Annotated in this window: 24 protein-coding genes; 15 read left to right on the top strand and 9 right to left on the bottom strand. The window is 56.1% G+C overall.

Annotated elements, in window-relative coordinates:
• Positions 1 to 17 precede the first annotated feature (17 nt).
• Genes thiB through ATI45_RS03535 form a run of 7 tightly spaced genes read left to right on the top strand, consistent with a single transcriptional unit; the run spans position 18 to position 7000 of the window.
• Complete coding sequence (thiB, locus tag ATI45_RS03565; protein WP_218926106.1) at positions 18 to 1079, top strand: thiamine ABC transporter substrate binding subunit; 1062 nt, start codon at positions 18 to 20, stop codon at positions 1077 to 1079.
• Positions 1080 to 1091: 12 nt separating this feature from the next.
• Positions 1092 to 2771 carry a thiamine/thiamine pyrophosphate ABC transporter permease gene (gene thiP, locus ATI45_RS03560; RefSeq protein ID WP_098418311.1) on the top strand — a complete coding sequence of 560 codons (1680 nt, stop codon included), beginning with the start codon at positions 1092 to 1094 and terminating at the stop codon, positions 2769 to 2771.
• On the top strand, positions 2764 to 3390 hold the full coding sequence (locus tag ATI45_RS03555) for an ATP-binding cassette domain-containing protein (protein ID WP_098418310.1): 627 nt from the start codon (positions 2764 to 2766) through the stop codon (positions 3388 to 3390). The genes thiP and ATI45_RS03555 overlap by 8 nt, the downstream gene beginning before the upstream one ends.
• 42 nt (positions 3391 to 3432) lie before the next feature.
• Positions 3433 to 4596, top strand: a complete 1164-nt coding sequence (locus tag ATI45_RS03550; protein ID WP_098418309.1) for an MlaE family ABC transporter permease — start codon at positions 3433 to 3435, stop codon at positions 4594 to 4596.
• Positions 4597 to 5439 carry an ABC transporter ATP-binding protein gene (locus tag ATI45_RS03545; protein ID WP_098418308.1) on the top strand — a complete coding sequence of 281 codons (843 nt, stop codon included), beginning with the start codon at positions 4597 to 4599 and terminating at the stop codon, positions 5437 to 5439.
• Positions 5439 to 6377 carry an MlaD family protein gene (locus ATI45_RS03540; RefSeq protein ID WP_098418307.1) on the top strand — a complete coding sequence of 313 codons (939 nt, stop codon included), beginning with the start codon at positions 5439 to 5441 and terminating at the stop codon, positions 6375 to 6377. Before ATI45_RS03545 ends, ATI45_RS03540 begins: the two co-directional genes overlap by 1 nt.
• Positions 6374 to 7000: an ABC-type transport auxiliary lipoprotein family protein gene (locus tag ATI45_RS03535; protein ID WP_098418306.1), complete on the top strand. Its 627-nt coding sequence runs from the start codon at positions 6374 to 6376 to the stop codon at positions 6998 to 7000. Before ATI45_RS03540 ends, ATI45_RS03535 begins: the two co-directional genes overlap by 4 nt.
• A gap of 32 nt (positions 7001 to 7032) precedes the next feature.
• On the opposite strand, the gene pgsA is transcribed toward ATI45_RS03535, so the two are convergent.
• The 4 genes from pgsA to ATI45_RS03515 form a co-directional block, all read right to left on the bottom strand.
• Positions 7033 to 7581 (bottom strand): CDP-diacylglycerol--glycerol-3-phosphate 3-phosphatidyltransferase, encoded by a 549-nt coding sequence (pgsA, locus tag ATI45_RS03530; protein ID WP_098418305.1) that lies wholly within the window; start codon positions 7579 to 7581, stop codon positions 7033 to 7035.
• A 7-nt stretch (positions 7582 to 7588) separates the two neighbouring features.
• Complete coding sequence (gene uvrC, locus ATI45_RS03525) at positions 7589 to 9451, bottom strand: excinuclease ABC subunit UvrC (protein WP_098418304.1); 1863 nt, start codon at positions 9449 to 9451, stop codon at positions 7589 to 7591.
• The gene (gene uvrY / locus ATI45_RS03520; RefSeq protein ID WP_098418303.1) at positions 9435 to 10085 is read right to left on the bottom strand and encodes a UvrY/SirA/GacA family response regulator transcription factor; all 651 of its coding nucleotides are present in this window, start codon (positions 10083 to 10085) and stop codon (positions 9435 to 9437) included. The genes uvrC and uvrY overlap by 17 nt, the downstream gene beginning before the upstream one ends.
• A 101-nt stretch (positions 10086 to 10186) precedes the next feature.
• Positions 10187 to 10447 (bottom strand): hypothetical protein, encoded by a 261-nt coding sequence (locus ATI45_RS03515; RefSeq protein WP_098418302.1) that lies wholly within the window; start codon positions 10445 to 10447, stop codon positions 10187 to 10189.
• Positions 10448 to 10665: 218 nt separating this feature from the next.
• Between ATI45_RS03515 and ATI45_RS03510 the strand changes: the two genes are divergently transcribed.
• From ATI45_RS03510 to ATI45_RS03485, 6 genes are all read left to right on the top strand, one after another.
• Complete coding sequence (locus ATI45_RS03510; protein WP_098418301.1) at positions 10666 to 11007, top strand: phasin family protein; 342 nt, start codon at positions 10666 to 10668, stop codon at positions 11005 to 11007.
• Positions 11008 to 11095: 88 nt separating this feature from the next.
• Positions 11096 to 12904: a PHA/PHB synthase family protein gene (locus ATI45_RS03505; RefSeq protein WP_098418300.1), complete on the top strand. Its 1809-nt coding sequence runs from the start codon at positions 11096 to 11098 to the stop codon at positions 12902 to 12904.
• A 127-nt stretch (positions 12905 to 13031) separates the two neighbouring features.
• Positions 13032 to 13745 carry an AzlC family ABC transporter permease gene (locus tag ATI45_RS03500; RefSeq protein ID WP_098418299.1) on the top strand — a complete coding sequence of 238 codons (714 nt, stop codon included), beginning with the start codon at positions 13032 to 13034 and terminating at the stop codon, positions 13743 to 13745.
• Positions 13738 to 14082, top strand: a complete 345-nt coding sequence (locus tag ATI45_RS03495) for a branched-chain amino acid transporter permease (protein WP_098418298.1) — start codon at positions 13738 to 13740, stop codon at positions 14080 to 14082. The genes ATI45_RS03500 and ATI45_RS03495 overlap by 8 nt, the downstream gene beginning before the upstream one ends.
• A gap of 19 nt (positions 14083 to 14101) precedes the next feature.
• Complete coding sequence (locus tag ATI45_RS03490; protein ID WP_098418297.1) at positions 14102 to 15049, top strand: AEC family transporter; 948 nt, start codon at positions 14102 to 14104, stop codon at positions 15047 to 15049.
• A 76-nt stretch (positions 15050 to 15125) separates the two neighbouring features.
• The gene (locus ATI45_RS03485; RefSeq protein WP_416376674.1) at positions 15126 to 16025 is read left to right on the top strand and encodes a RibD family protein; all 900 of its coding nucleotides are present in this window, start codon (positions 15126 to 15128) and stop codon (positions 16023 to 16025) included.
• On the opposite strand, the gene ATI45_RS03480 is transcribed toward ATI45_RS03485, so the two are convergent.
• The 4 genes from ATI45_RS03480 to ATI45_RS03465 are packed head-to-tail and all read right to left on the bottom strand — an operon-like array spanning position 16000 to position 20364.
• On the bottom strand, positions 16000 to 16953 hold the full coding sequence (locus ATI45_RS03480; protein ID WP_098418296.1) for a lysylphosphatidylglycerol synthase transmembrane domain-containing protein: 954 nt from the start codon (positions 16951 to 16953) through the stop codon (positions 16000 to 16002). The genes ATI45_RS03485 and ATI45_RS03480 overlap by 26 nt on opposite strands.
• A gap of 5 nt (positions 16954 to 16958) precedes the next feature.
• On the bottom strand, positions 16959 to 18911 hold the full coding sequence (locus ATI45_RS03475; RefSeq protein ID WP_098418295.1) for a glycosyltransferase family 4 protein: 1953 nt from the start codon (positions 18909 to 18911) through the stop codon (positions 16959 to 16961).
• The gene (locus tag ATI45_RS03470; protein ID WP_098418294.1) at positions 18898 to 19296 is read right to left on the bottom strand and encodes a 6-pyruvoyl trahydropterin synthase family protein; all 399 of its coding nucleotides are present in this window, start codon (positions 19294 to 19296) and stop codon (positions 18898 to 18900) included. Before ATI45_RS03470 ends, ATI45_RS03475 begins: the two co-directional genes overlap by 14 nt.
• 54 nt (positions 19297 to 19350) lie before the next feature.
• Positions 19351 to 20364: a zinc-dependent alcohol dehydrogenase gene (locus tag ATI45_RS03465; RefSeq protein WP_098418293.1), complete on the bottom strand. Its 1014-nt coding sequence runs from the start codon at positions 20362 to 20364 to the stop codon at positions 19351 to 19353.
• Between the two features lie 64 nt (positions 20365 to 20428).
• Here ATI45_RS03465 and ATI45_RS03460 point away from each other — a divergent pair, with 64 nt between their 5' ends.
• Together ATI45_RS03460 and ATI45_RS03455 are read left to right on the top strand one after the other, a co-directional pair.
• Complete coding sequence (locus ATI45_RS03460) at positions 20429 to 21175, top strand: CDP-alcohol phosphatidyltransferase family protein (protein WP_098418292.1); 747 nt, start codon at positions 20429 to 20431, stop codon at positions 21173 to 21175.
• A gap of 13 nt (positions 21176 to 21188) precedes the next feature.
• Complete coding sequence (locus ATI45_RS03455; RefSeq protein ID WP_098418291.1) at positions 21189 to 21824, top strand: YceI family protein; 636 nt, start codon at positions 21189 to 21191, stop codon at positions 21822 to 21824.
• 23 nt (positions 21825 to 21847) lie between these two features.
• On the opposite strand, the gene ATI45_RS03450 is transcribed toward ATI45_RS03455, so the two are convergent.
• Positions 21848 to 22774, bottom strand: a complete 927-nt coding sequence (locus ATI45_RS03450; RefSeq protein ID WP_098418290.1) for a DMT family transporter — start codon at positions 22772 to 22774, stop codon at positions 21848 to 21850.
• Positions 22775 to 22780 lie beyond the last annotated feature (6 nt).

Raw genomic sequence — 22780 nt, 5'->3', positions numbered from 1 at the left:
TTTGAGGTTTAACCACCATGCCGTATTCGCTGTTCCAACGCGTTGTTCAAAAGAGTCAGACTGCCCTACTCCCTGCTAAAATCCAGACAGTTTTAGGGCTCTTTATCCTCATTTTTACCAGTTTATCCAGCGCTACCGAAAACCCAGATTTAACGGTATACACCCACCCCTCGTTCGCAGCGGAATGGGGGCCGGGGCCGGCGGTAAAAACGGCGTTTGAACAGCGCTGTGACTGCCAACTTAATTATGTGGTGCTCGACAGCGGCGGAGACATTCTGCAGCGACTGAGGCTAGAAGGTGCCAGCAGCTCAGCCGACCTGGTGTTGGGCCTAGACACCGGCACCATGGAACTGGCTCGCTCCACTGGGCTATTGGCGCCGCACAATGTAAACCTGGACGCTCTCAATCTGCCTATCCTCTGGCAAGACCCGTTGTTCGTACCCTACGACTGGGGACACTTCGCGTTTGTTTACGACACCGAGCAGTTGGCAAATCCGCCAGCAAGCCTGGCTGAGCTGATTGCGGCACCGGATAATTTGAAAATCATCATTCAGGACCCGCGCACCAGTACGCCTGGCCTTGGCCTTTTGCTTTGGATGCGCCACGTTTACGGCGACGATGCCGGAGCCAAGTGGGAGCAGCTGCAGAAAAAAATCCTGACCACCACAAAAAGCTGGAGTGACGGCTATTTTTCATTGTTCATGAACGGTGAAGCGCCAATGATTTTGTCTTACAGCACCTCACCGGCTTACCACATGGCCATCGACAAGACCGAGCGCTATCAGGCAGCGGCGTTCAGCGAGGGGCACTACCTGCAAGTAGAAGTAGCGGCGGTGGTCGCCAGTTCACCACATAAAGCGCTGGCAAGGGAGTTTTTGGACTTCATGTTGAGCGCCGACTTTCAACGCCATATTCCGCTGAAGAACGTTATGTACCCGGCTATTGATCTGGGCGCCGAATTGCCCGATGTTTTTAACCGTTTGATACAGCCGTCCCGCACTCTGTTTTTTGATCCGGCCGAGGTGGCACAACATCGTCGCGAATGGGTCGATGAGTGGCTGGAAGCCATGACACGCTAGCGGAGCTGGCTAATGCAAAATCCGCTGAGCTTTTATAAAACCCATCGCGCGCCCCTGAGCCACCCCGGCTGGCAGTTGGCACCCGGCCTGCTGATCGCCCTGGCCATAATCACGCTGACGGCCACAGGCGTGGGCGCCCTACTATGGCAAGCACCGGCGCTAAACCCGGCAGAACTCTGGCACAGCCGTTACCTGCGCAATGTGGTTAGTTTTACCGTTTGGCAGGCGCTGCTGTCCGTGCTTATCAGCACGCTGCTGGCCATTCCCGTTGCCCGGGCGCTGGCGCGGCAACCCCGGTTTCCCGGCCGCGGCCTGCTGCTTCGGCTGATGGAGCTCAGCCTGGTGATGCCCACCATTGTGGTGGTCTCTGGTTTGGTTAACGTTTACGGCCGCCAGGGTTGGCTCACTGGGATTGTGAGTGACTTTGCACCGGCGCTGCAGTGGAACTTGTACGGCTTGAACGGCATTGTTTTGGCCCATGTGTTTTTTAACGCCCCGCTGATTGCGCGCATTCTACTTCAAGCTTTGGAGGCGACACCGCAAGGCCAAAAGCGCCTGGCTAGCCAAATGGGCCTGCGCGGTTTTATGCTGTGGCGGGTTCTGGACTGGCCGGCCATGAAGCCGGTGTTGCCCGGGTTGCTGGCGCTGGTGTTTACCCTGTGCTTTACCAGTTTTGCCATTGTAATGACGTTGGGCGGCGGGCCAGGTTCAACCACATTGGAAGTGGCCATTTACCAGGCCCTGCGTTTTGAGTTCGATTTTGGCCGCGCCGCTTTGCTGGCACTGGTGCAGCTGGGTATTTGTGGGAGCCTGTGGTGGCTGGTTCTGGGCATGGGTGAGCACACCAGTGTGTTGTCGGAACGACGCTTCAGCCAACCACCGCCGCGACGCGATAATCGCGGAGGCGCACGATTTTTCGACGCTACACTGATACTGGCCTTCGCCGTTTTCCTGCTGCTACCGCTGCTGGCTATTGCCGTCCGCGGTTATCCTGGGCTGGCCACGCTGCCCATGCTTGATCCACAAACAGCGCTATTCCAAGCCACTGTGAAAAGCCTGGTGATTGCCCTGCCCGCAGGCCTGTTGGCGGTCATCGCCACTCTGGCCATTGTTGCGGCCGGGCAATTCCCCAAGGCAAAAACGGTCACTCACAGCGCCGGCTACCTGCCATTAATAGTGCCTCCACTGGTATTGGGAACCGGTCTGTTTCTGCTGTTTCGCCCAAGCCTGGGCGCAGCCGGCCAGGGAATGCTTCTGGTAGTGCTGATAAACGCCATGATGGCGCTGCCCTTTATTCTGCAGTTGGTCCGCGGGCCGCTGGCGAGCCTGGACCAGTCAAGCCGGCAGCAAGCTGACCAGCTGGGCATTCTGGGCTGGTATCGCTGGCGCTGGTTGCACTGGCCGCGGCTCAAGCGGCCATTAGCGTTGGCGCTGGCCTACGGGGTCGGCCTCTCTCTCGGCGATTTTGGGGTGATTGCGCTGTTTGGCTCGCCTGGTGCACCCACGCTTCCGGTGCTGCTGTACCAGCAGCTCGGCAGCTATCAACTGGTTGCAGCAGCGGCTACCGGGCTTTGGCTTATTCTACTGTTGTTGATAATATTCAGCTTGGCCCATGTTCTTACCCGCGCCGCCCGCTTGCGCCCATTCGCCCAACCGAAGAACCTATCCGTTATGGACATTCGCCATGCTTGATGTTTCCGGTCTAGGTTTTCACTACCCGACTTCACCCGACCAAAATGGTCCGACGTGGCAGTTTGATTTCACGCTGGCACCCGGCGAATGCCTGGCTATTCATGGCGTCAGTGGTTCTGGCAAATCCACCCTGCTCAACCTGCTGGCCGGGTTCCTGCAAGCAAGTGGCGGCTCTATTCGGTGGCGCCAGCAGGAATTGACGCCATTGCCACCTTGGCTGCGCCCGATCACCAGCGTGTTTCAGGAGCACAATCTGTTTGAGCACCTGAACGTTGCAGATAACATCGGCCTTGGCCTTCATCCGGGGTTAAAGCTGTCGAGCACACAGAAAATGAAAATTGCCGCTGCTCTGGAGCGCGTGGGCCTGGCCGGCATGGGCAAGCGCCGCCCGGCGCAACTGTCCGGCGGTCAGCGTCAGCGGGTGGCCTTGCTGCGAGCACTGTTGCGCGGCCAGCCCCTGTTACTATTGGACGAACCCCTGACCGGGCTTGATCCAGACGCCCGTCATATTTTGCACGGCCTGTTGCTGGAACAAAAACGCGACGGTGTGGCGATGATACTGGCCAGCCATGATGCAGAAGACCGCCAGGTACTAGCGGATAAGGTCTGGAATCTCTAAGCTGCTACCAAATAGTTATGATCCCGGGGGTTCGGCAACAACGTGACCAATGCAGACATTTCGGATGATTCGCAACCAGACCAGAGCGCCGCTGGCGAACTGCTGATTAACGGCGACCAAATAAGCGCCTGCGGCAACTGGACCCTGCCCTACTACCACGCCCTCTACTTATCCGTTACCGCCGTTGGGCAAGACTCCGACCGCTATCAAATACTGAATTTGCAAACGTTGGGGCGCATAGACACCGCCGGTGCGTCACTGCTGGCCGAACTCATTGGGGCCCATAAACTGGAGCAATGGCTAGCGGATAACCCGCAAGCGGTTAGTCGCGAAACCGCCGCGCTTTTGAGTGCGGTCGCAACCGCCATGGCCGAGCAACAGCCACCGCCAGCCCCACCCGGCTTTACGCTGTCTGGTATGGTGCGCGATATAGGCGCCTGGGTAGAACAGTTGTATCAACTCGTTGTTACTCTTATTGGCTTTATCGGCCAGATTATTGCAGCCCTGGCGTGGACAACACTGCACCCACGGCGCTGGCGCATGACGGCTTTTGTAGCTGCGGTTCAAGACACCGGGCTGAATGCGGTACCCATTGTGGCCCTGCTCACCTTTCTGGTGGGTGCCGTTGTCGCTTTCCTCGGGGCCACGGTACTGGCCGATTTTGGCGCCACCATTTACACCGTTAACCTGGTGGCGTTTTCGTTCCTGCGGGAATTTGGCGTTTTATTGGCGGCTATTCTGCTGGCTGGCCGAACAGCCAGCTCCTTCACCGCCCAGATTGGCGCCATGAAAGTGAATGAGGAGGTGGACGCGCTGCGCACGCTGGGCCTCAGCCCCATCGAACTGCTTGTGTTACCGCGGGTGCTTGCAATGATGGTGAGCCTGCCGTTGCTGACATTTGTGGGGATGATATCCGGCATGGTGGGTGGCGCCCTGGTGTGTGCGGTGACGCTGGACATTACTCCAACACAATTCATATCGATTGTGTCGCAGGATGTCGCGTTGAAGCACTTTTTGGTGGGCTTGTCCAAGGCACCCATATTCGCTTTTCTAATTGCAGCTGTGGCTTGTCTTGAGGGTTTCAAAGTCAGCGGCAGCGCCCAGTCGGTAGGCGTACACACAACATCCAGCGTAGTACAATCGATTTTTATGGTTATTCTGTTCGACTCCATCGCTGCGCTGTTTTTTATGGAGATGGGCTGGTAGATGACTCAAACAGTGGATGAAGAAAACAGATCCCAGGCTCCAATTATCCAGGTGCGAAACCTGGAAAACCGCTTTGGCAGTCACGTGGTTCACCAACAGCTTGATTTGGACCTGTTTCGCGGTGAAATTCTCGGAGTGGTCGGCGGATCTGGAACCGGCAAGTCGGTTTTGATGCGCAGCATCGTTGGGTTAGTCAAGCCGTCAGGCGGAGACATTCGGGTGTTTGGCAAAGATTTGTTGGCGCTGTCTTCTCGCCAACGCTCGCTTACCGAACAGCGCTTTGGTGTTCTGTTTCAGAAAGGCGCGCTGTTTACCTCACTCAATCTTCAGGAAAACATTGCCCTGCCCCTGATCGAGCATCGTAAACTGCCGCGATCGGAAGCCGAGCATCTTGCCCGCATGAAACTGGCACTGACCGGTTTGTCAGTAAAAGCGGCTACCCAGTATCCGTCGGAGTTATCCGGCGGCATGATCAAGCGCGCGGCGCTGGCAAGAGCCTTGGCTTTGGATCCGGAAATTCTGTTTCTGGACGAGCCAACCGCCGGACTAGACCCAATCGGCGCAGGCGCCTTCGACCAACTGATTGTTACCCTGCGTGATGCACTGGGTTTAACCGTGTTTCTGGTGACCCATGACCTGGATACGCTCTACAACAGTTGTGACCGGGTGGCGGTACTGTCGCAGAAAAAAGTTCTGGTGGCCGACCGTTTGCAGAAAGTTGTCGAAAATCCCGACCCGTGGATTCAGGAGTATTTCCTTGGACCACGGGGCCGAGCCGCCAGCTATGCGGTTCAAACCAACCAGGCATCACACGTGCCCCATTCCCAGCAGGAGTTATCATAATGGAACCCCGGGCCCATCACTTCCTGATTGGAATGTTTACGATCGTCACGGCCGCCGCCGCTCTGGTGTTCGCATTGTGGCTCGGAAAAACCAGTAACGAGCGGGTGTGGGCCTGGTATGAGGTGGCGTTTGACTACACCGTCAGTGGACTCTCTGAAGGCAATCCGGTTCTGTACAACGGCGTTAACGTGGGCGACGTTGTGTCTCTGCGTTTGGTACGGAAAAATCCAGGGGAAGTGCGGGTACTGGTGCGCGTCGATGAAACTATCCCGATGCATGAAGACACCCGGGCCAGCCTGGTACTGGCGAACATCACCGGCAGCATGAGCATCGAGTTTAGCGGCGGCAGCCAGAACAGCCCGCTGTTAATCGGTAGCCGCAAGAATCCCCCGATTATTGACGCCCAGCGCTCCGCGCTTAGCGGCCTGCTGGATAACAGTCAGATGCTCATGAATAAAGCCGACCAACTACTCCGTAACGCCAACCAGTTATTTTCGGCTGACAATATTGAGCAGGTGTCTGCCATTCTGAACAATACCCGTGAGGCCAGTGAAACGCTGGTGCGCAAAAGCGCCGCTCTGGACGAGCTGTTTGCAAATCTGAATCAGGCGAGCGCGACTGCCAGCCAGGCCGCTGCCCAAATAGCCGACGTGTCCGGCACGGCCGATACGCTGTTGCGCAATGAAGGCCGCTCGGCGCTGCGCTCGATGGACCGCGCCCTGGGTAATTTTGACGCCGTTATGCAAAGGCTGGACACCCTCACCTCCACCAACGCCGGCGCACTGGATGCAGGGCTGCAGGGCATGGGCGAGCTGGCACCGGCGCTGCGGGAATTACGTGACACACTCAATAACCTGAACCGCTTTACCCGCCGCCTGGACGAGAACCCGGCAGGAATACTCTGGGGCGCAGACACTATCAAGGAATTGCCACAATGATTCGCTATTCGAAGAGTTTTGTATCGGCCACCCTGTTCGCACTGGTGATGACCGGCTGCACCATTTTTCCGGTTCCAGAGACGCCACGGGTAATGGATTTCGCGCCCGCACCTTTAACCTTGGGCCGCGCTGGAGACCAGCAGCCTTATAGTCTGCGCGTGGACACACCGGTGGCCTCTGAACCCATCAACAGCACCCGCATTCTGGCAAAACCAGAGGCTACAGAATTTCGCATATACGGTGGCGCACGTTGGCGTGACAGAGCGCCCGTCATCATGCGCGATGCGATGACCGCGGCATTGCGCAGAAGTCAGGGTTTTGAGCGGGTAATTACTGACGTTAGCCCGGCTGAAGCCGATCTGACCCTGGTGACCGAATTGCTGGCGTTTCAAAGCCAACCCGGCGCTAATCAAAGCGATGTGGTCATCCGCCTATACAGCGAAATCATGGAAAATCGCAGTCGTAGAACGGCGTGCTCGCAGGTCTTCGATATTAAAACCAGCGCCGCCAGCAATAGCCTAGACGATGTGATTGTTGCATTTGATGGCGCCGGGCAACGCCTGGTGCGTGAACTTGCGCTCTGGGCGAGCGCCTGCGAAGGGCTATCGAAAACTGAAAACTGAAAAACCAGTCGCCTTAAGCGCAGGTCGAACACTTACTTACGCGGAGACAGATCAGGCCACGCCGCCTTCAAATATAACCCCATAGACCACAAGGTCAGCCCGGCGGCCACGTAGAGCAGCCCGATTGCGATGTCAGCCTGAACCACGCCGGGTGGGAAGGCTAATAGCCCGATAATGGCCGCCATTTGAGCAACGGTCTTGATTTTACCAATATAAGACACCGCCACGCTGGCGCGGCTGCCAATTTCTGCCATCCATTCACGCAGTGCAGAAATTACAATCTCGCGACCAATAATGATAGTTGCCGGCAACGTCAGAATCAGCGCCGCATGCTCTTCAATCAGCACCGCCAGAGCCACAGCCACCATCAGCTTGTCAGCGACCGGGTCCAGAAACGCTCCGAAAGGTGTGCTCTGGTTCAGTTTGCGCGCCAGATAGCCGTCCAGCCAGTCGGTCACGGCAGCCAGTGTAAAAATCACCGCGCTGACCAGGTAGCTCCATTGCACCGGCATGTAAAAGATAAACACAAACACCGGAATCATCACGATGCGCGAAAGAGTGAGAATATTCGGTATGTTCATTCGTTGCCTACTCGTCGTGCAATGCTGCGTAAATGGTTTCAGCCAGAGCCTTGCTGATGCCAGGAATTTTAATCATTTCGTCAATGCCCGCTTTGCGCAGCTCTTGTATGCCCCCAAAGTAACGTATCAGATCGCGCCGGCGCTTTGGACCTACGCCTTCGATACCCTCAAGGGTAGACTGGCGACGCTTTTTATCTCGACGCGCTCGGTGGCCGGTAATGGCAAAGCGGTGTGATTCGTCACGAATGTGCTGAATCAGGTGCAGCCCGGGTGAATCTGCTGGCACCCGGAATAGCCGCCCGGTGACCGCGTCGATCAACTGTTCCATGCCCGCCCGCCGGGCAGCGCCTTTTGCAACGCCAATCAGCGGAATGTCTGTAATTTCCAAAGACTCAAAGACTTCACGGGCAATATTAAGCTGGCCTATACCGCCATCAATAAACACCAACGAGGGCCGCTTGCCTTCCCCGGCTACCAATCGCTTGTAGCGACGGGTCAGAACCTGGCGCATAGCGGCGTAATCATCGCCGCCGGTAATACCTTCAATGTTGTAGAGCCGGTAATCACTTTTCAATGGGCCGTTTTCATCAAACACCACACAAGACGCGACTGTGTTTTCGCCATGGCTGTGGCTGACATCAAAACACTCCATGCGTGTCGGTGTTTCTGCCAGATCCAGCAGGTCTTTTAACGCCAACAACCGGCGGTATACGGTTTCCTTGCTGGCCAGGTGCGTCAGCAGCGTCTGGCGCGCGTTGGTTTGCGCCAGCTCTAACCAGCGCCTACGCTCGCCGCGCACATTACCACGAATGCGGGTGTCTCGCTTGGCTGCCTCTGACAAAGCTTCTGCTAACAGCGCCATGCCTTCCGGTTCAGAGCTCACCAAAATATTCTGGGGGATCTCGCGACGGGTGTCTCCGGCAAAATAGTACTGGCCCAAAAACGCCGCCAGCAATTCACCGTCAGACTGCTCAATGATAAATCGCGGAAAGTAGTCTTTAGTACCCAGCACTCTGCCACCACGCACAATAATAACCACCACACACACGATGCCCGCGTCTTGGGTTATGGCGATCACATCAGCATCGCCGCCTTCACCGTCAACCGACTGCTGCTCCTGAACATGTCGCAGGTGGTTCATTTGATCGCGGTAAGCAGCGGCCTTTTCAAAATTCAGTTCTGCCGCCGCCGTTTCCATAGCCTGCATCAGATCCTCAATCACCACCGGATTCTTGCCTTCAAGAAACATCGCTGCTCGGCGTATATCCTGCTGGTAGTCCTCTGGCGAGATATAGCCCACACAGGGCGCGGTGCATCGATTGATCTGATATTGCAGGCAAGGTCGGTTTCGGTTCCTGAAATAGCTTTCGTTACAGGATCTTATGCGGAATACTTTTTGTAAAACATTAAGGCTTTCTTTAACCGCGCCCGAGCTGGGAAAAGGCCCGAACCAGGTTCCTCCACCTTTTTTCGTACGCCCTCGGCGAAAGGTCAGTGAGGGATAATCCTGGTGCGCGGATACATAAATGTAAGGGTAAGATTTATCATCCCGCAGCAGTATATTGTAAGGCGGCCGCAACGACTTAATCAGATTCTGTTCTAGCAGCAAAGCTTCCGTTTCGCTGCCGGTTATGGTGACCTCTATGGAACAGATTTTTGCCACCAGAGCCTGGGTTTTTGGCGCCAGGCCGGTGTTACGGAAGTAGCTACTAACCCGGTTTTTCAGATTGCGCGCTTTACCCACGTACAGCACCGAGCCGGCGGCGTCGAACATCCGGTAAACGCCTGGCCTTTCGGTAAGTTGCTTAAGGAAGTGCCGGCTATCAAAAGGCGCCGCCGGAGGGGCGGCCGCATCAGACGATACTGGCATCGTGAAACCCGAGGCGTACAACCATGAGGGCCAGCTCAACATCACTGGAAATACCGAGTTTTTCAAACACGCGGTAGCGGTAGGTATTGACGGTTTTCGGGCTTAAGCAGAGTGCGTCGGATATGTCCTGAACTTTTCTGCATTTCACCACCATCAACGCTATTTCACGCTCCCGCTCGGAAAGACGTTGGAACAACATCAGTTCCGGGTGATCTTCATTGCCCTGCCCCAACGCCATTTGCTGCGCAATTTCCGGGCTGATGTAGCGCTGTCCGGCGTGGGCCTTGCGCACAGCACGAATGATTTCGCGAATATCGGCGCACTTGGTAATATAGCCTGACGCACCGGCCTGCATAACCCGAACCGGATAGGGGTTATCTGCACAACCGGTTACCACAACTACCCGAACGGCGTCATTCAATCGCAGAATTTTGCGGGTTGCTTCAAGACCACCAATACCTGGCATGCGGATGTCCATCAACACCACATCGGGTGGGTTACGGCGCACCTGTTCAATGGCATCTTCACCATTTTTAGCCTCGCCGATGACTTCGATGTCCGGGTTATCAGACAGCATGCGTGAAAGCCCGGATCGAACCAGGTCATGGTCGTCTACCAGTAACACTTTGATCAATATGCACCTCACACACAGCTGTTAACATTCAGACCGCAATTGTAACGTTTAACGCCGAATCACGATAGGCAACAAACCATAACGAAACATCACCAACATCGTCAGCGCTGGGCCTGCGGCCTGTCCAGACTGGCGGTATTAGTGACTGGATCAAACCACACTACTAGCTCGCCCTTATCCACCGCAGCCTTGACTCTGCTGGCTTCCACCAGCGGGTTTTCCTGATCGTTCAGGCCGTGATAACGAGTGCAGTATTCTTCAACAAGACCCAGTATCTGGTCGTCGGCCAGCATATCGGCAGGTACAACAAATAATTCTTCTCGCGGGTCCTGTTCAGATACCGTTGAAAACGACTCGTTCATTATTTAAAACCTCGGTCATTGAATCATAAATATCGAAGGTCTAATTGGTGCGCCCACTCAAAACAATTTAGTATGCTTGTAACAAAAATTTCATGCGGTGCCTTGTATACTCATTTTGGCTGCAAAGGGACAAACTTCCCTGTTGTTCACTTAGAGCTATTATACGTTAATGTGAAAAGCTTTTCTTTAATGATTCCAATCACAAAGGATCTGCAAACATGAATAATGATATGTTCAAAAAAGTCAGTCGCCTGAACGAAACTATGCTGGAACAACTGGGCAGAGCCGCAGAAATGCAGATGAACGCATTCCAGCGCTACTCCGAGATGGCACTGAGCCAAGCAAAAAAAGCCTCTGAGGTTCGTGACCTCGACGGATTGAAGAGCCTGGCGACAGAACAGTCCGAAACACTCAAAACACTGAGCGAACAATTCACTGCCGATATGAAGTCGTGGCAGGAATATGCCAGCGAAGCTCGAGAAGAAGTTCAGAAAGCTGTAGCCGGTGCGGATGAAGAAGCTACCGCACCAAAAGGCAAAGCGAGCTCGCAAAAAAGTTAATTGCGTCTGGCATCGGAAATAATAGCGTTTGTGGTCAGTCAAGTTTCAATTCTTGACCGGCTACTTTTGTTTCTTTGAGGAGTTCTGCATGCTGGGAATGGAAAAGCTAAGTAAAACCAAAAAATTAGTGGCAGGTGTTGTTGACACTAATGTACGCCGTGGCCAGGAGAAACTGGCGAAGATGCTGAGTGACAAAGGCTTGGTTAGCCCAACTACTCTGTCAATGATGGGCGAAATGTCGGACATTTATAAGGCCATGGCCGCCGATGTTGCAAAGAATCCGTTGCGCACAATTTCTGCAGAAAGTGACTTGCTGCGCAAATATCTGGCGTTAGGTTCCTACACGTTCAGCCGCGCAATGGGTAAAGATCAGGATTCGGTGGCTAGCCCTGAATCCGACGACCGTCGTTTTCAAGCGGAAGAATGGTCCAAACATTTGCCTTTTGATTTGTTGTTACAAGCTTATTTGATCAACTCTCAGGCATTTCAAGATTGGTTGGAGGGCATGGACAACCTGCCCAAAGACACCCGTGACCAAATGCTTTTTTACGCGCGCCAGGTCACCAGTGCGCTGTCCCCTGCCAACTTCCTGGCCACCAACCCGGAAGCGCTGCGCATTACCTGGGAAACCAAAGGTAAGAACCTGCTGACAGGCGGCAAGCAATTTATTGACGACTACAAACAGAATCCAAAACTGTTCAACGTGGGCATGACCGACCGCTCTGCGTTTGAGGTCGGTGGCAACCTGGCAACAACGCCAGGCAAAGTTGTATTCCAGAACGAACTGATCCAACTGATCCAGTACACCGCGACAACAGAAACCGTCGCTAAGCGCCCGGTATTGATCGTGCCACCCTGGATCAACAAGTTTTACATTCTGGATCTGACCGCCCGCAACTCGTTTATTCAGTGGCTGGTTAATCAGGGTCAAACGGTATTTGTTGTTTCCTGGCTCAACCCGGGGCCCAGCCAAAGAGACCTGGCGTGGGACGATTACATGGAGAAAGGCGTGGTAGCGGCGATGGACAACGTTACCAAAGCGACCGGCGAAGCGAAAATGAACCTGATTGGGTACTGCGTTGGTGGCACCCTGGTGGCATCAACCCTTTCTTGGTTGAAGAAAAAAGGCCGCAAACCAACCGTCAGCGTTACCTACTTTACCACGCTGCTGGACTTCACTGATCCAGGCGGCATTAGCATTTACATCAACGATCGTTCGCTTGCGGGCATCGAGAAGATGATGAACAAGAAGGGCTTCCTGGACGGCCGCGCCATGGCCTTCACCTTCAATCTGCTGCGGGAAAACGAGTTGTTCTGGTCTTTCTGGACCAAAAACTACCTGAAAGGCGAAAAACCAGCGGCCTTTGACCTGCTGTACTGGAACACCGATGGCACCAACCTGCCGGCAGCGCTGCATGGCCCTTACCTGCGGGAAATGTACCTGAACAACCGTCTGGTGCAGCCGGATTCTCTGTCGTTCTGTGGCGAGACCATCAACCTGGAAGAGATTGACGTGCCGTCTATGTTCATCGCCGCACGCCAGGATCACATTGCCAAGTGGAAGTCCTGCTATTCCGGCGCTCAGGTTCACGGTGGCAAAGTACAATTCTTGCTGGGCGGCTCAGGCCATATTGCGGGCATTATCAACCCGCCATACAAAGAAAAGTACGGTTTCTGGACCAACAATGTGGATACATTGCCAGAGAATCCGGACGACTGGCTGGCAGAAGCCGAGCAGCATCCTGGTTCATGGTGGCCGCACTGGGTTGAGTGGCTGGCCCAGTATCAGGGCGACCAGGTTCCTGCCCGCGTCCCAGGCGAAGGCAAGTTGAAGGCGTTGGAAGATGCCCCTGGCAGTTACGTGAAAGTCCGCGCAGCGGACGCAGCGAAAAGCTGATAACGGAGTGTAAAGTGGTCTGCCCGAAAACCGCGGCGAAGCTTATGCTTCGTCGCGGTTTTTTGGTTCTTCAATCTGCGCTTTAAATTGATTATCATTGCCGCCCCTGAAAATAGTTTGGATGCTAATGACTCCCTCTGCGTTTCGACTCACCTTGCCAATCCTGTTTGGCTATTTGCCGCTGGGCATGGCGTTTGGCGTACTGTTTGCAACTCAGCTTGATTATCCCTGGTGGATAGCCCCGCTGATGGGTGTGCTGGTATACGCCGGTGCCGGGCAGATACTGGCTGTCAGTTTGCTGGCCGCCCATGCCGGATTGCTGGAAGTGTTTATTGCGATGTTTGTGCTGAACGCCCGACATCTGTTTTATGGCCTGTCTTTGCTGGGCCAATTTCGCGGCGCCGGCTGGCGCAAGCTGTATTTGATATTCGGCCTGACCGATGAAACTTACTCGCTGCTCACCAGCCGCCAGCGCACCCAGAGCCGCGAGCAGGAGTTGCATACGGATTTCCGCATTACCCTACTGAACCAGTTGTACTGGGTGGTCGGCTGCGCGGCCGGTGGGTTTTTGGGTCACAGCGTTGCCTTCAACAGCACCGGCATTGAATTTGCGTTGATCGCGCTGTTCATCGTGTTAACCATTGAGCAGTACAAAGCGCTGGGCGAAACCTTTCCGCTCTGGCTGGGTGCTCTGGCCGCCGGGGTCGCTATGGCCGTTCTGCCAGCACCGCACCAACTCATCGGAGCCATTGTGATCGTTTCACTGGTGTTGTTACTGCAATACCGCCGGCACAGAGACGCTCTGGCCCGCAATCGCAGCGGGGAGGCAACCCATGGCTGAGAACCTGTTTCAAAACTACTACCTGTCCAGCTTTATAGCAGTAACGGTACTGGCAACGTTCGCCACCCGCATCATTCCGTTTGTGTTTTTCGAGCGCCACACTGAGCACCCCCTCATCAAACACCTGGGGCGCTATTTACCCGCCGCTGTTATGGCGTTGCTGGCTATCGTATTTTTACAACGCTCGGCGACATGGTCTTTACCCGTTGTTGGCCTGGATGCTCTAATCCCCGGCGCTCTGGTGGTGCTGATTCACCTTTGGCGCCGTAACGCTCTGCTTTCTATTGCTGCAGGCACCCTTCCGTATATGGCCATTCAACAGGCCGGCCTGTTCTGAATCATAGGAAAGCACCGCCATGGAGTTGCTGAACACATTTGCCCAAACCCTCGAAACGACACTGCCCGTCTTCATTATGGTCTTTATTGGCATGGGGCTGCGCCGCGTTAACTGGATAGACGACGCGTTCGTCAATACCGCGTCTGGCCTGGTGTTCAAAGCAACATTGCCAACGCTGATTTTTCTGAGCATTATCCGGGCGGACCTGGGTATCGCCCTGAACCCCAGTTTGCTCGTGTTCTTTTTACTGGCGACCCTTGGCAGCTTTGGGTTGGCTTGGGTGTGGGCGCATTTCCGCGTTCGCCGGGAAGACCGCGGCGTGTATGTGCAGGGAGCATTCCGCGGTAATTGTGGCATCGTAGGGCTGGCGCTGGCGGCCAATCTGTACGGCGATTATGGTTTGTCTGCCGGCGGCATTCTGCTGGGCCTGGTGATTATTTCCTACAACATCTTGTCGGTGGTGGTGCTGCTAGCCTATCAACACGGCCAAAGCGCCAGCCCAGGCAAAATCCTCCACGACATTCTGCACAATCCGCTGATTATTTCGGTGGTTATTGCCATTCCAGTGGCCGCGCTGAATCTGGAACTGCCCGCCTGGGTAATGACATCGGGGGATTACTTTGCGTCTCTCACCTTGCCGCTGGCACTGATGTGCATTGGCGCCACCGTATCACTGGGCTCCATTCGCACCGACAGCCGCACGGCCATGGGCGCCAGCCTGATGAAAATGGTAACGATTCCAGCACTAGCCACTCTGGCGGCATGGCTTTGGGGCTTTCGCGGCGCAGAACTGGGTTTGATGTTCCTGTTTTTTGCCAGCCCGACGGCAGCGGCCAGCTTTGTGATGGTCAAAGCGCTGGGGGGGAACGACCGCCTGGCCGCAAACATCATCGGGCTGACCACGTTGCTTGCCAGCGTGACCGTTACACTCGGGGTATTTGTTTTGCGCAGTTCCGGCATTATTTAGCCTGGTTGGGTGTACCTTGCACGCTTTCCCTGTTTAGATACAGCCAAAGCAACCGGACCGACTGGCTATGGATAGAGTGGCTATGAATAGACTGGCTATGGATTCCCCACTTCTGGACACCCATTCAGCCTGGCAACTTATCCTGCAGGCTCGGGATTGTGCCGACGTTATTTTGCCTGTTCCAAACGGCACAGCACCCGCACTTGCGTTGTCTGAAGCCGGCGGAAACTGGCGTTTATTGCGCCCTGCCAACGAGCACGCAAAGCGGCTGTTTGATTTGTTTCTTCCGTTGGCAAGCCCACTGGCAGACGGCCAGACCACATCGGTTATCGGCCAGTTAGGCCAGAGCCTGGACGGCCGTATTGCCACGGTGAGTGGCCATTCACGATTCATTAATGGTGACGATGGCATTACCCATTTACATCGCATAAGGGCGTTATCAGACGCGGTTGTGGTGGGCGCTGGAACGGCCGTGGCCGACAACCCCCAGCTTACGGTCAGACGCACCTCTGGTGACAATCCGGTACGGGTGGTTATCGACCGCCGCCGCCGTGTGCCCGCCAGCCATCACCTGTTTACCGACAACGCAGCACCAACACTGCGGCTGGTCGCTGGCGATTACCAATCCGGCCCGAAACCCAAGCTAAAACGGGGTGTTTTAGAAGTTCCGTGCCTGGGTCACAACCAGCAACCCGTTTGCCCCTCGCAGATACTGGCGGTACTGGCGGATTTTGGTTTGCACAAAATATTTATAGAAGGTGGCGGAGTGACTGTGTCGTCATTTCTGAACGCGCAATTGCTGGACCGATTGCACGTAATGGTGGCGCCGATGATCATCGGTAGCGGTCGGCCGGCGTTTACACTGCCCGAAATCGATCATCTGGACGACGCCCTGCGACCCAGGGCAACCATGGTCAGTCTGGGATCTGATATGCTGTTCGCTCTGGAGTTCAAGGTAAACCACGGCGGCCTTTAAGCAGCACCAGGGCGCCGGGACAACTGCCGATAAACACCAACGCACCGTAGCCGACACTGAGCGCTACGCCCTGCTCTGCCGGTAACCCGGCCAGCGGCCACAACAAAGCTGCGGCCCCTTCGCGTATACCCCAACCGGCCACGGTCAGTGGTACGACCATACTCAGCAATAGCACCGTACACAGCGCCAGCAGCACAACCGCCGCTGCGGCGCCGTTAACGTAATCCGCAGCCACCGCCAGCAATAAAAACACCGCAAGATAGCTGGCCATAACCAACAGCGAGGATATTAACTGCAGCGGCAACGCTGGCCAGCTGAACAAAGCCTGGCGCACATCATCACGCAAGGCCAGAAGGTAAGATTTGAATCGTGCGCTGTAACGCCGTAGCAACAGCAAACCGCCCGCTATTGCCAGCAGCAAAATAGTGGGCAACCAGCCGATTGCAGCAGAAGAGTCCGCCAGCGACGGTTTGAACACGTTTGCCTGCCAAAGCACAGCCAGGCCCAGGCCAACCACCAGCGCCAGAACCAGCTGCCCAGACAACCGTTCAATCGCCACCGCGTGAGCCGCTTTTTGTCGCTTGCCGGCTTTGGCGCCGTGGCGCATCGCTCGGTTCACATCACCAAGCACGCCGCCGGGCAAAACCTGGTTTATAAACGTGGCCAGGTAATATTCCTGCACCGCATCACCTAAGCCGATGCTCAAGCCCAGGCGTTTGCCAGTGTAACGCCAGCGCCAGGAAGAAATGACAACCTGAACCGCACTCAGTACAACGGCCGGTAGTACCACCCAGAGCGGAATTCGTTGCAGCTCCCGCCACAGGGCGGTGGTATCCACCAGCAGGAAAAGTGCGCCAAGCAAAGCCGCACTCGCCAGCCAGCGCCAGGCAGCGGTGCCCCGCGCGCCCGTTTTTGCCGTAGCAGACATATCGGCTACCCGGCCCTTGGCGGCAACGCGAGCAGATCCTCATGGCACACCGTAATGCGCAACTCCCCTGTGCCCAGCTGCCCTTCTCTGGCGTCAAGCCAGCCCCTTAAGCGTGCGCTCAGATCCGGGTCCTGCTGGATGGCGGCATTGACCCAGCCGTGCATCAGTTGGCGCGCCAGTTCGGCATGCTCTTCACCTGCACCTAAATCCACGCCCAGCTTCCAGTCACTGGCGGCAATGTGCACCTCAAAGCCACATTTTTGCAGTTCTGCGGTCAGCGCTGCGGTAGCACTTGGCCCCAGTGCTGCTCCCAGGCCTTTGTCTCCGTGTTGGTGTTGATTCACCAGTGTGCGCAACAGGTCGTCCTCAGGGTGCTGCGGACTAAACTCGAAGCGTCCGGCGTAGCTCAGCACAACCAATAGGGCCGCGCGTTCGTCCGCTACTTCTTTTACCAGCGCCTGCAGCCATTGGGCCGACACCAGATCAATCAGCGCCGATGCGGTCACCAGGCGTGTATTCGCGGGTAATAGCCCGGCAAACGTGTGTGGTAGCAGCTGTAAAGCCCGGGTCTCGACGTTCAGACCCAGCGGCGCCAGTCGCGCCGTTGCGGCTGCCAACAAACCCGTGTCCTGATCGATCAAAAGCCATTTCTGCGGGTTATCAAGTACCTTAGCCAAATACCCGGCATTGGACCCCAGCCCGGTACCCAGATCGACCAAGGTGGGCAGGTGTTGCCCAACCTCGTCCCCCGATTGCTGTTGTAGCCAGTCACGCAGCCTGGTGTTGATGTCTTGCGACCGCGCCTGATAGTCCGCCGGCTGCCGCAGGCTGAGCCAGTCAGCGCTGAACCCGGTATCCGGGTGATGGCTTTGAAAGTCGGTTAGCGCGGCCGTAAAGGCCGCGGCTGTATCGGCCCAGGTGCGCACAAGCCGCGACTCGGAGTCGGCACTAAGGCGGGCCTGGGCCAGAGCGGCAGGGTTGGTTATCCAGTTACGCAAACGTTCGCGCAACGCTGCCACATCCCCCGCGTTGTACATCGCAACACCGCGGCGATCGGCGGTATACAACAAAGCGCCACCGTTGGAGGAAATAACCGGCAAACCGGCACCCAGTGCTTCATCAATCACCATGCCATAGCCTTCGTACAGCGACGGCAACACGAAGATATCGGCGTTGCGGTAAAGTGCTGCCAGCGCATCGCCGTCCACTTCGCCGGTCAGCGTAATACTCGAACACAAATCAGCCTGCTGAATCTGCCGGCGCACCTGCTCGGCGTAGTGCGGATCACGATCACAGGCACCCGCCAGAACGCACTGCCACGAGGGTAGCTCTTTCAACCCGGAAAGGGCTTCTACCAACTGATGCTGGGCCTTACGCGGCGACAGTTGCGCAACGCATAACAGCCGTATCGTCTTTGTGTCCTCAACCGTGCCACCGGCAGAGTGTTCCGGCGCACCCAAAGCACGCTTTTCGACACCCGGTTCGGCGATGCGGATGCGGTCTGGCGATACGCCAAAATCCTTAAGGCGTTCTGCGGTGAAGCGGCTGGTGGTCACAACGTGGGGCACCGCCGCCAGCGCCCGCTTTTCGGCGGCAAAGAACCACGCTTGCTGCTGCGAGCTCAGGCCAGTTTCATCGGCCAGCGGATGGTGAATCAACGCGACCAGATTCAGCCGTGACCGGTGTGCTTCCAGTATGTCTGGCATGGCGCTCATGGCAAGTCCGTCGAGCACCACCCAGGACTGTTCTGCCGCACTCGCAAGCAACTCGTTCATGGCAGTCAGCGCCACCATATCGGGTTGCGGAAACTGGCCTGGCAATCCCGCTAACCGGGTATTGGTTCCGGCATTGTTCAGCGCGTTTACCAACTCGCGCACGTAGCGGTACCCGCCGGTATTCTGTTGCGGATCACCCGGTACAACAAACAGCAGTTCGTGGCTGGATTCAAATGTCGCCATGGTAGCTGGCCCACGCAATATGGGATTCGGCCAAGGTTACCTTAACGCTTTCAACACCCTTGCCTGACTCCCCCAGTTGGCCGGCTCGAATCGCCGCGGCAAGTCGTTCAAATATGACCTTTGCCATAAATTCGGTGGTGGTGTTGCGGCCTTTGAACTCTTCCACGTCGTCCAGGTTTTTCATATTGAACTCCGCCAGCAGTGCTTTCAGCTGCTCTGAAGCCAGGCCAATGTCGACAATCAAATTGTCATGGTCAAGCGTCTTACGCTCAAAGCTAACGTCGACAATATAAGTGGCACCGTGAGTTTTCTGGGCCGGCCCAAAAATTTCGCCGTTAAAACTGTGGGCAATCATGATGTGATCGCGAACGGTCAGGCTGTACATTTAAATCTCCTTTGGCAAAGCATAATGTGCAGAGCTATCTGTAAAGAGCTATGACTAATAACGAATTCGATGGCATAACGTATCATCACCCGGGGCGAGAATTTGCGCCATGGTGTGCGGCATTTGCTCGAACGGGGTTTCGGCGCTGATCAGAGCGTCCAACACCGGATCTTGTAGCAATTCCAGAGCCAGCGTCAGGCGCCGGCGATAATCCCAGCGCGGCTTGCGGAGCGGGTTAATTCCACCCACCTGGCTGGATTTCAGGGTCAGGCGACGGGGATGAAAGGCCGCGCCCAGGGGTGCGTTGACGGGCTGGTCGCCGTACCAGCTCATTTCCACCACCGTTGCCTCCGGACCGGCCAGGCCAAGGGCTGTCGCCAGGCCGGCGCTTTGGCCACTGGCATGAATCACCAGGTCAAAATCATCAAAGCTGCTCTGGCTGGCGAAGTTCAGGCCCAGCTTACGCGCCACCGCTTCGCGACCAGGGTTGGTGTCCAGAGCGACGACGTGGGTTCCGGGTATGCGGCTGGCTAACCAGGCTACAAGCAAACCAACAACACCCAGGCCTACCACCGCAATGCGGTCGCCCACGCCCGGCATGGCATCCCAAAGGCCATTTACGGCGGTCTCCATATTGGCTGCCAATACGGCACGAGCAGCAGGTAAACCCGGCGGCAAAGGCGTAACGGCCGCAGCAGGCACTTTATAACTCTGTTGATGGGGGTACAGACAAAATACGGTCTTACCGGCTAGCGCCTCGGGACCACTGGTAACCCGGCCAACATTGGCGTAGCCGTATTTCACCGGCCAAGGAAATTCTCCCTGCTGAAAAGGTGCGCGCATACTCTGGTGCTCGCTGGCGGGCACTCGTCCGTGAAATACCAGAGATTCGGTGCCACGGCTCACACCGGAGTACAACGATTGCACGGTTACCTCCGTGTCTTTAACACCTGCACTCGTGCCTGGCGGACTATTCAGCACAGTGTCCAGTATTTTCCCTTCGCCAGCGGCGGTAATCCAGAATGCCCGTGTCGCTGCGTGCGATGAGCCATCATTTGTGGAACTCATCCAGTGCTCCTTGTGTCTATAATAAATGCAAGACAGTCTACAGAATTACTGACGGAGTTCACTGATGAATTCAGCACCCCAAGCGCGGGCGCAAGGCCTTGCGCCATGGATGGATCTGCTGTGGAGTGCCGGAGTGCTGGCGGTTTTGTCTGCACTGGTGATTTCGCCTGTTGCGAACACTCAGGCAGCTGCAGTCGCACTCGCCACCGCGGTAACTATCGTTTTGTATGGTGCCATTGTGGCGAGTGTGGTCACACGCTGGCCGCCACACCAGGACTTTGGCTGGGCCAACCGGGCAACTCTGCTGCGCGGATGCATAATCATTGTATTGGTTGCCGTTGCCTTCGCTATGGCCGCGGGTGCTGAACTGTCGGTTAACAGCCTTTGGTGGTATGCCGTTGCGGCTTTGTTGGCGCTGATACTGGACGGCGTAGACGGCCAGATCGCGCGGCGCACCAACAGCGCCAGTGAGTTCGGCGCCAGATTCGATATGGAACTGGACGCCCTGTTTATTCTTGGTCTGTGTCTGATGGTTTTCGCCATTGGCAAAGCCGGCGCCTGGGTGCTGGCGCTAGGCCTGATGCGTTATGGATTTGTAGCGGCGGCCTGGGCTCTGCCCTGGATGAACCAGCCGCTACCGCCGAGCTTTCGCCGCAAAACAGTGTGCGTATGGCAGATTGTCACGCTCATGGTGGCGATTGTGCCGCCAGCGCCTTCCCTGCTTGTCAGCGTGTCGCTGGCAACGGCGCTATTACTATTAACCTGGTCGTTTTTTCTGGATGTATATTGGCTCTATCAACGGAAAAGATAATGGAGAGAACCACATGAAACACACTGAAAAAAAACCTACTTCCGGCGTCACTGTCCCATCCTGGCGCCGTATTGCTACCGCTGTTGTAATGCCTGCCTGCTTGATTTCAGCCCCGCTGGCTCACGCCGAGCCGACCAACTTCAAGGTCGATAACGAGCACTTTTCCATGGTATTTGAAATCATGCACATCGGCTATGCTCCGGTGATGGGAATGTTCCGCGAGATAGAAGGAGACTTTGTTTACGATGAGGAAACCCGTGAGCTCAGTTCCGGCAAGCTGATATTCAAAAGCAACAGCGTATTCACCAATCACAAAAAGCGCGATGAGCACGTTACCAACAAAGACTTCCTTCACAGTTCCAGGCACCCCGACATCGTTTTCACCGTGACCGATTTCAGCGCCACCGGCGATAACACCGGCCAGGTCACCGGGGACCTGGCCATGCTCGGCCAGACCAATCCGGTTGTGTTAGACGTAACGCTCAACAAATCTGCGGTTTATCCGTTCGGGCACGAGGAATACACATTGGGCATCAGCGCCGAAACCAGCCTGAAACGCAGCGAATGGGGCATGACCTACGGCCTTGATGGCGACATGGTGGGCGACGAAGTCACCCTGCGCTTTGGCTTTGAAGCCATCAAACAATAGGGTTAACTCTAAGTTGACCAGCTCTAGGCCGGTTGTTGGTGGCCAGATTTCATAGACGCCACCACCGAGCCGGCAACGACCAGTAACGCCGCCACCGGTAAACGCCAATCCGGGGCGGCAATGCCCGCAACAACCAAAAGCACCGCGGCCAATACCGGCACCGCATAGGCCAAGCTGCCAATCAACGCCGTAGGCCCGGTGCGCAGAGCCAGGTCCCAAGCCACCATAGCAAGCCCATAAGGCCCAAGGCCAAGAGCAATGCCGGCCAGCAAGGCGCCACCGGAAGGCATTCCCGGCGTGCTTCCAGCCAAAGTGTCAGCGGTTGCCGCGCCGGCGCCTGCAACCAGAAACAACAATGGCATCAACGGTGCAATTGCTACCGGAGCTGCCTGACAAATCCACGAATACAATGCCCAGCAACAAGCCGCCAGCAGTGCCAGTGCATACCCGGCATAATGTTCGCTAGCGCCCGCACTCAGGGAATCAGGCGCTATCAATACCGCTGCGCCACAAAATGCAATACCGGCCCCGACGATGACTGGCAATGGAATGCGCCGGTGAAACATCCATTGGCTAAGCACAATAAACAGTATGGGCCAGGTATAAGTAATCAACGCGGCCTCCGCAGCGGGCGCCTTGCCCATGCCCGCCAGATAACCGACCACGGCGCCAAAAATCAGCACTGGCACCAATCCGTAAATCACCAGTTTCCACTTCAGCGACAGCGCCACCTGCCTGGCTTCCGTTCGCGCTTTTTTGCGCTTGCGCAACGTCGTGGGCAAAGCTGCCAGAGCACCACTTAACAAAGCAATTGTCGCCAATCGAAACGGCGGAACTGCGCTTGCGATATCCACCAGCAGCGGCGCAATCGCCCACAGAACAACGGCAACAAGCGCCGCAAAAACGCTGAGGTAAAGCGGTTGATACAGGGCAATGGTGTGGCTGTTCACGGTTAG

Origin of the sequence: Marinobacter sp. LV10MA510-1 (genome assembly GCF_002563885.1) — a bacterium.
Lineage (GTDB): Bacteria > Pseudomonadota > Gammaproteobacteria > Pseudomonadales > Oleiphilaceae > Marinobacter.
This window is presented reverse-complemented; position numbering and strand designations above follow the sequence as displayed.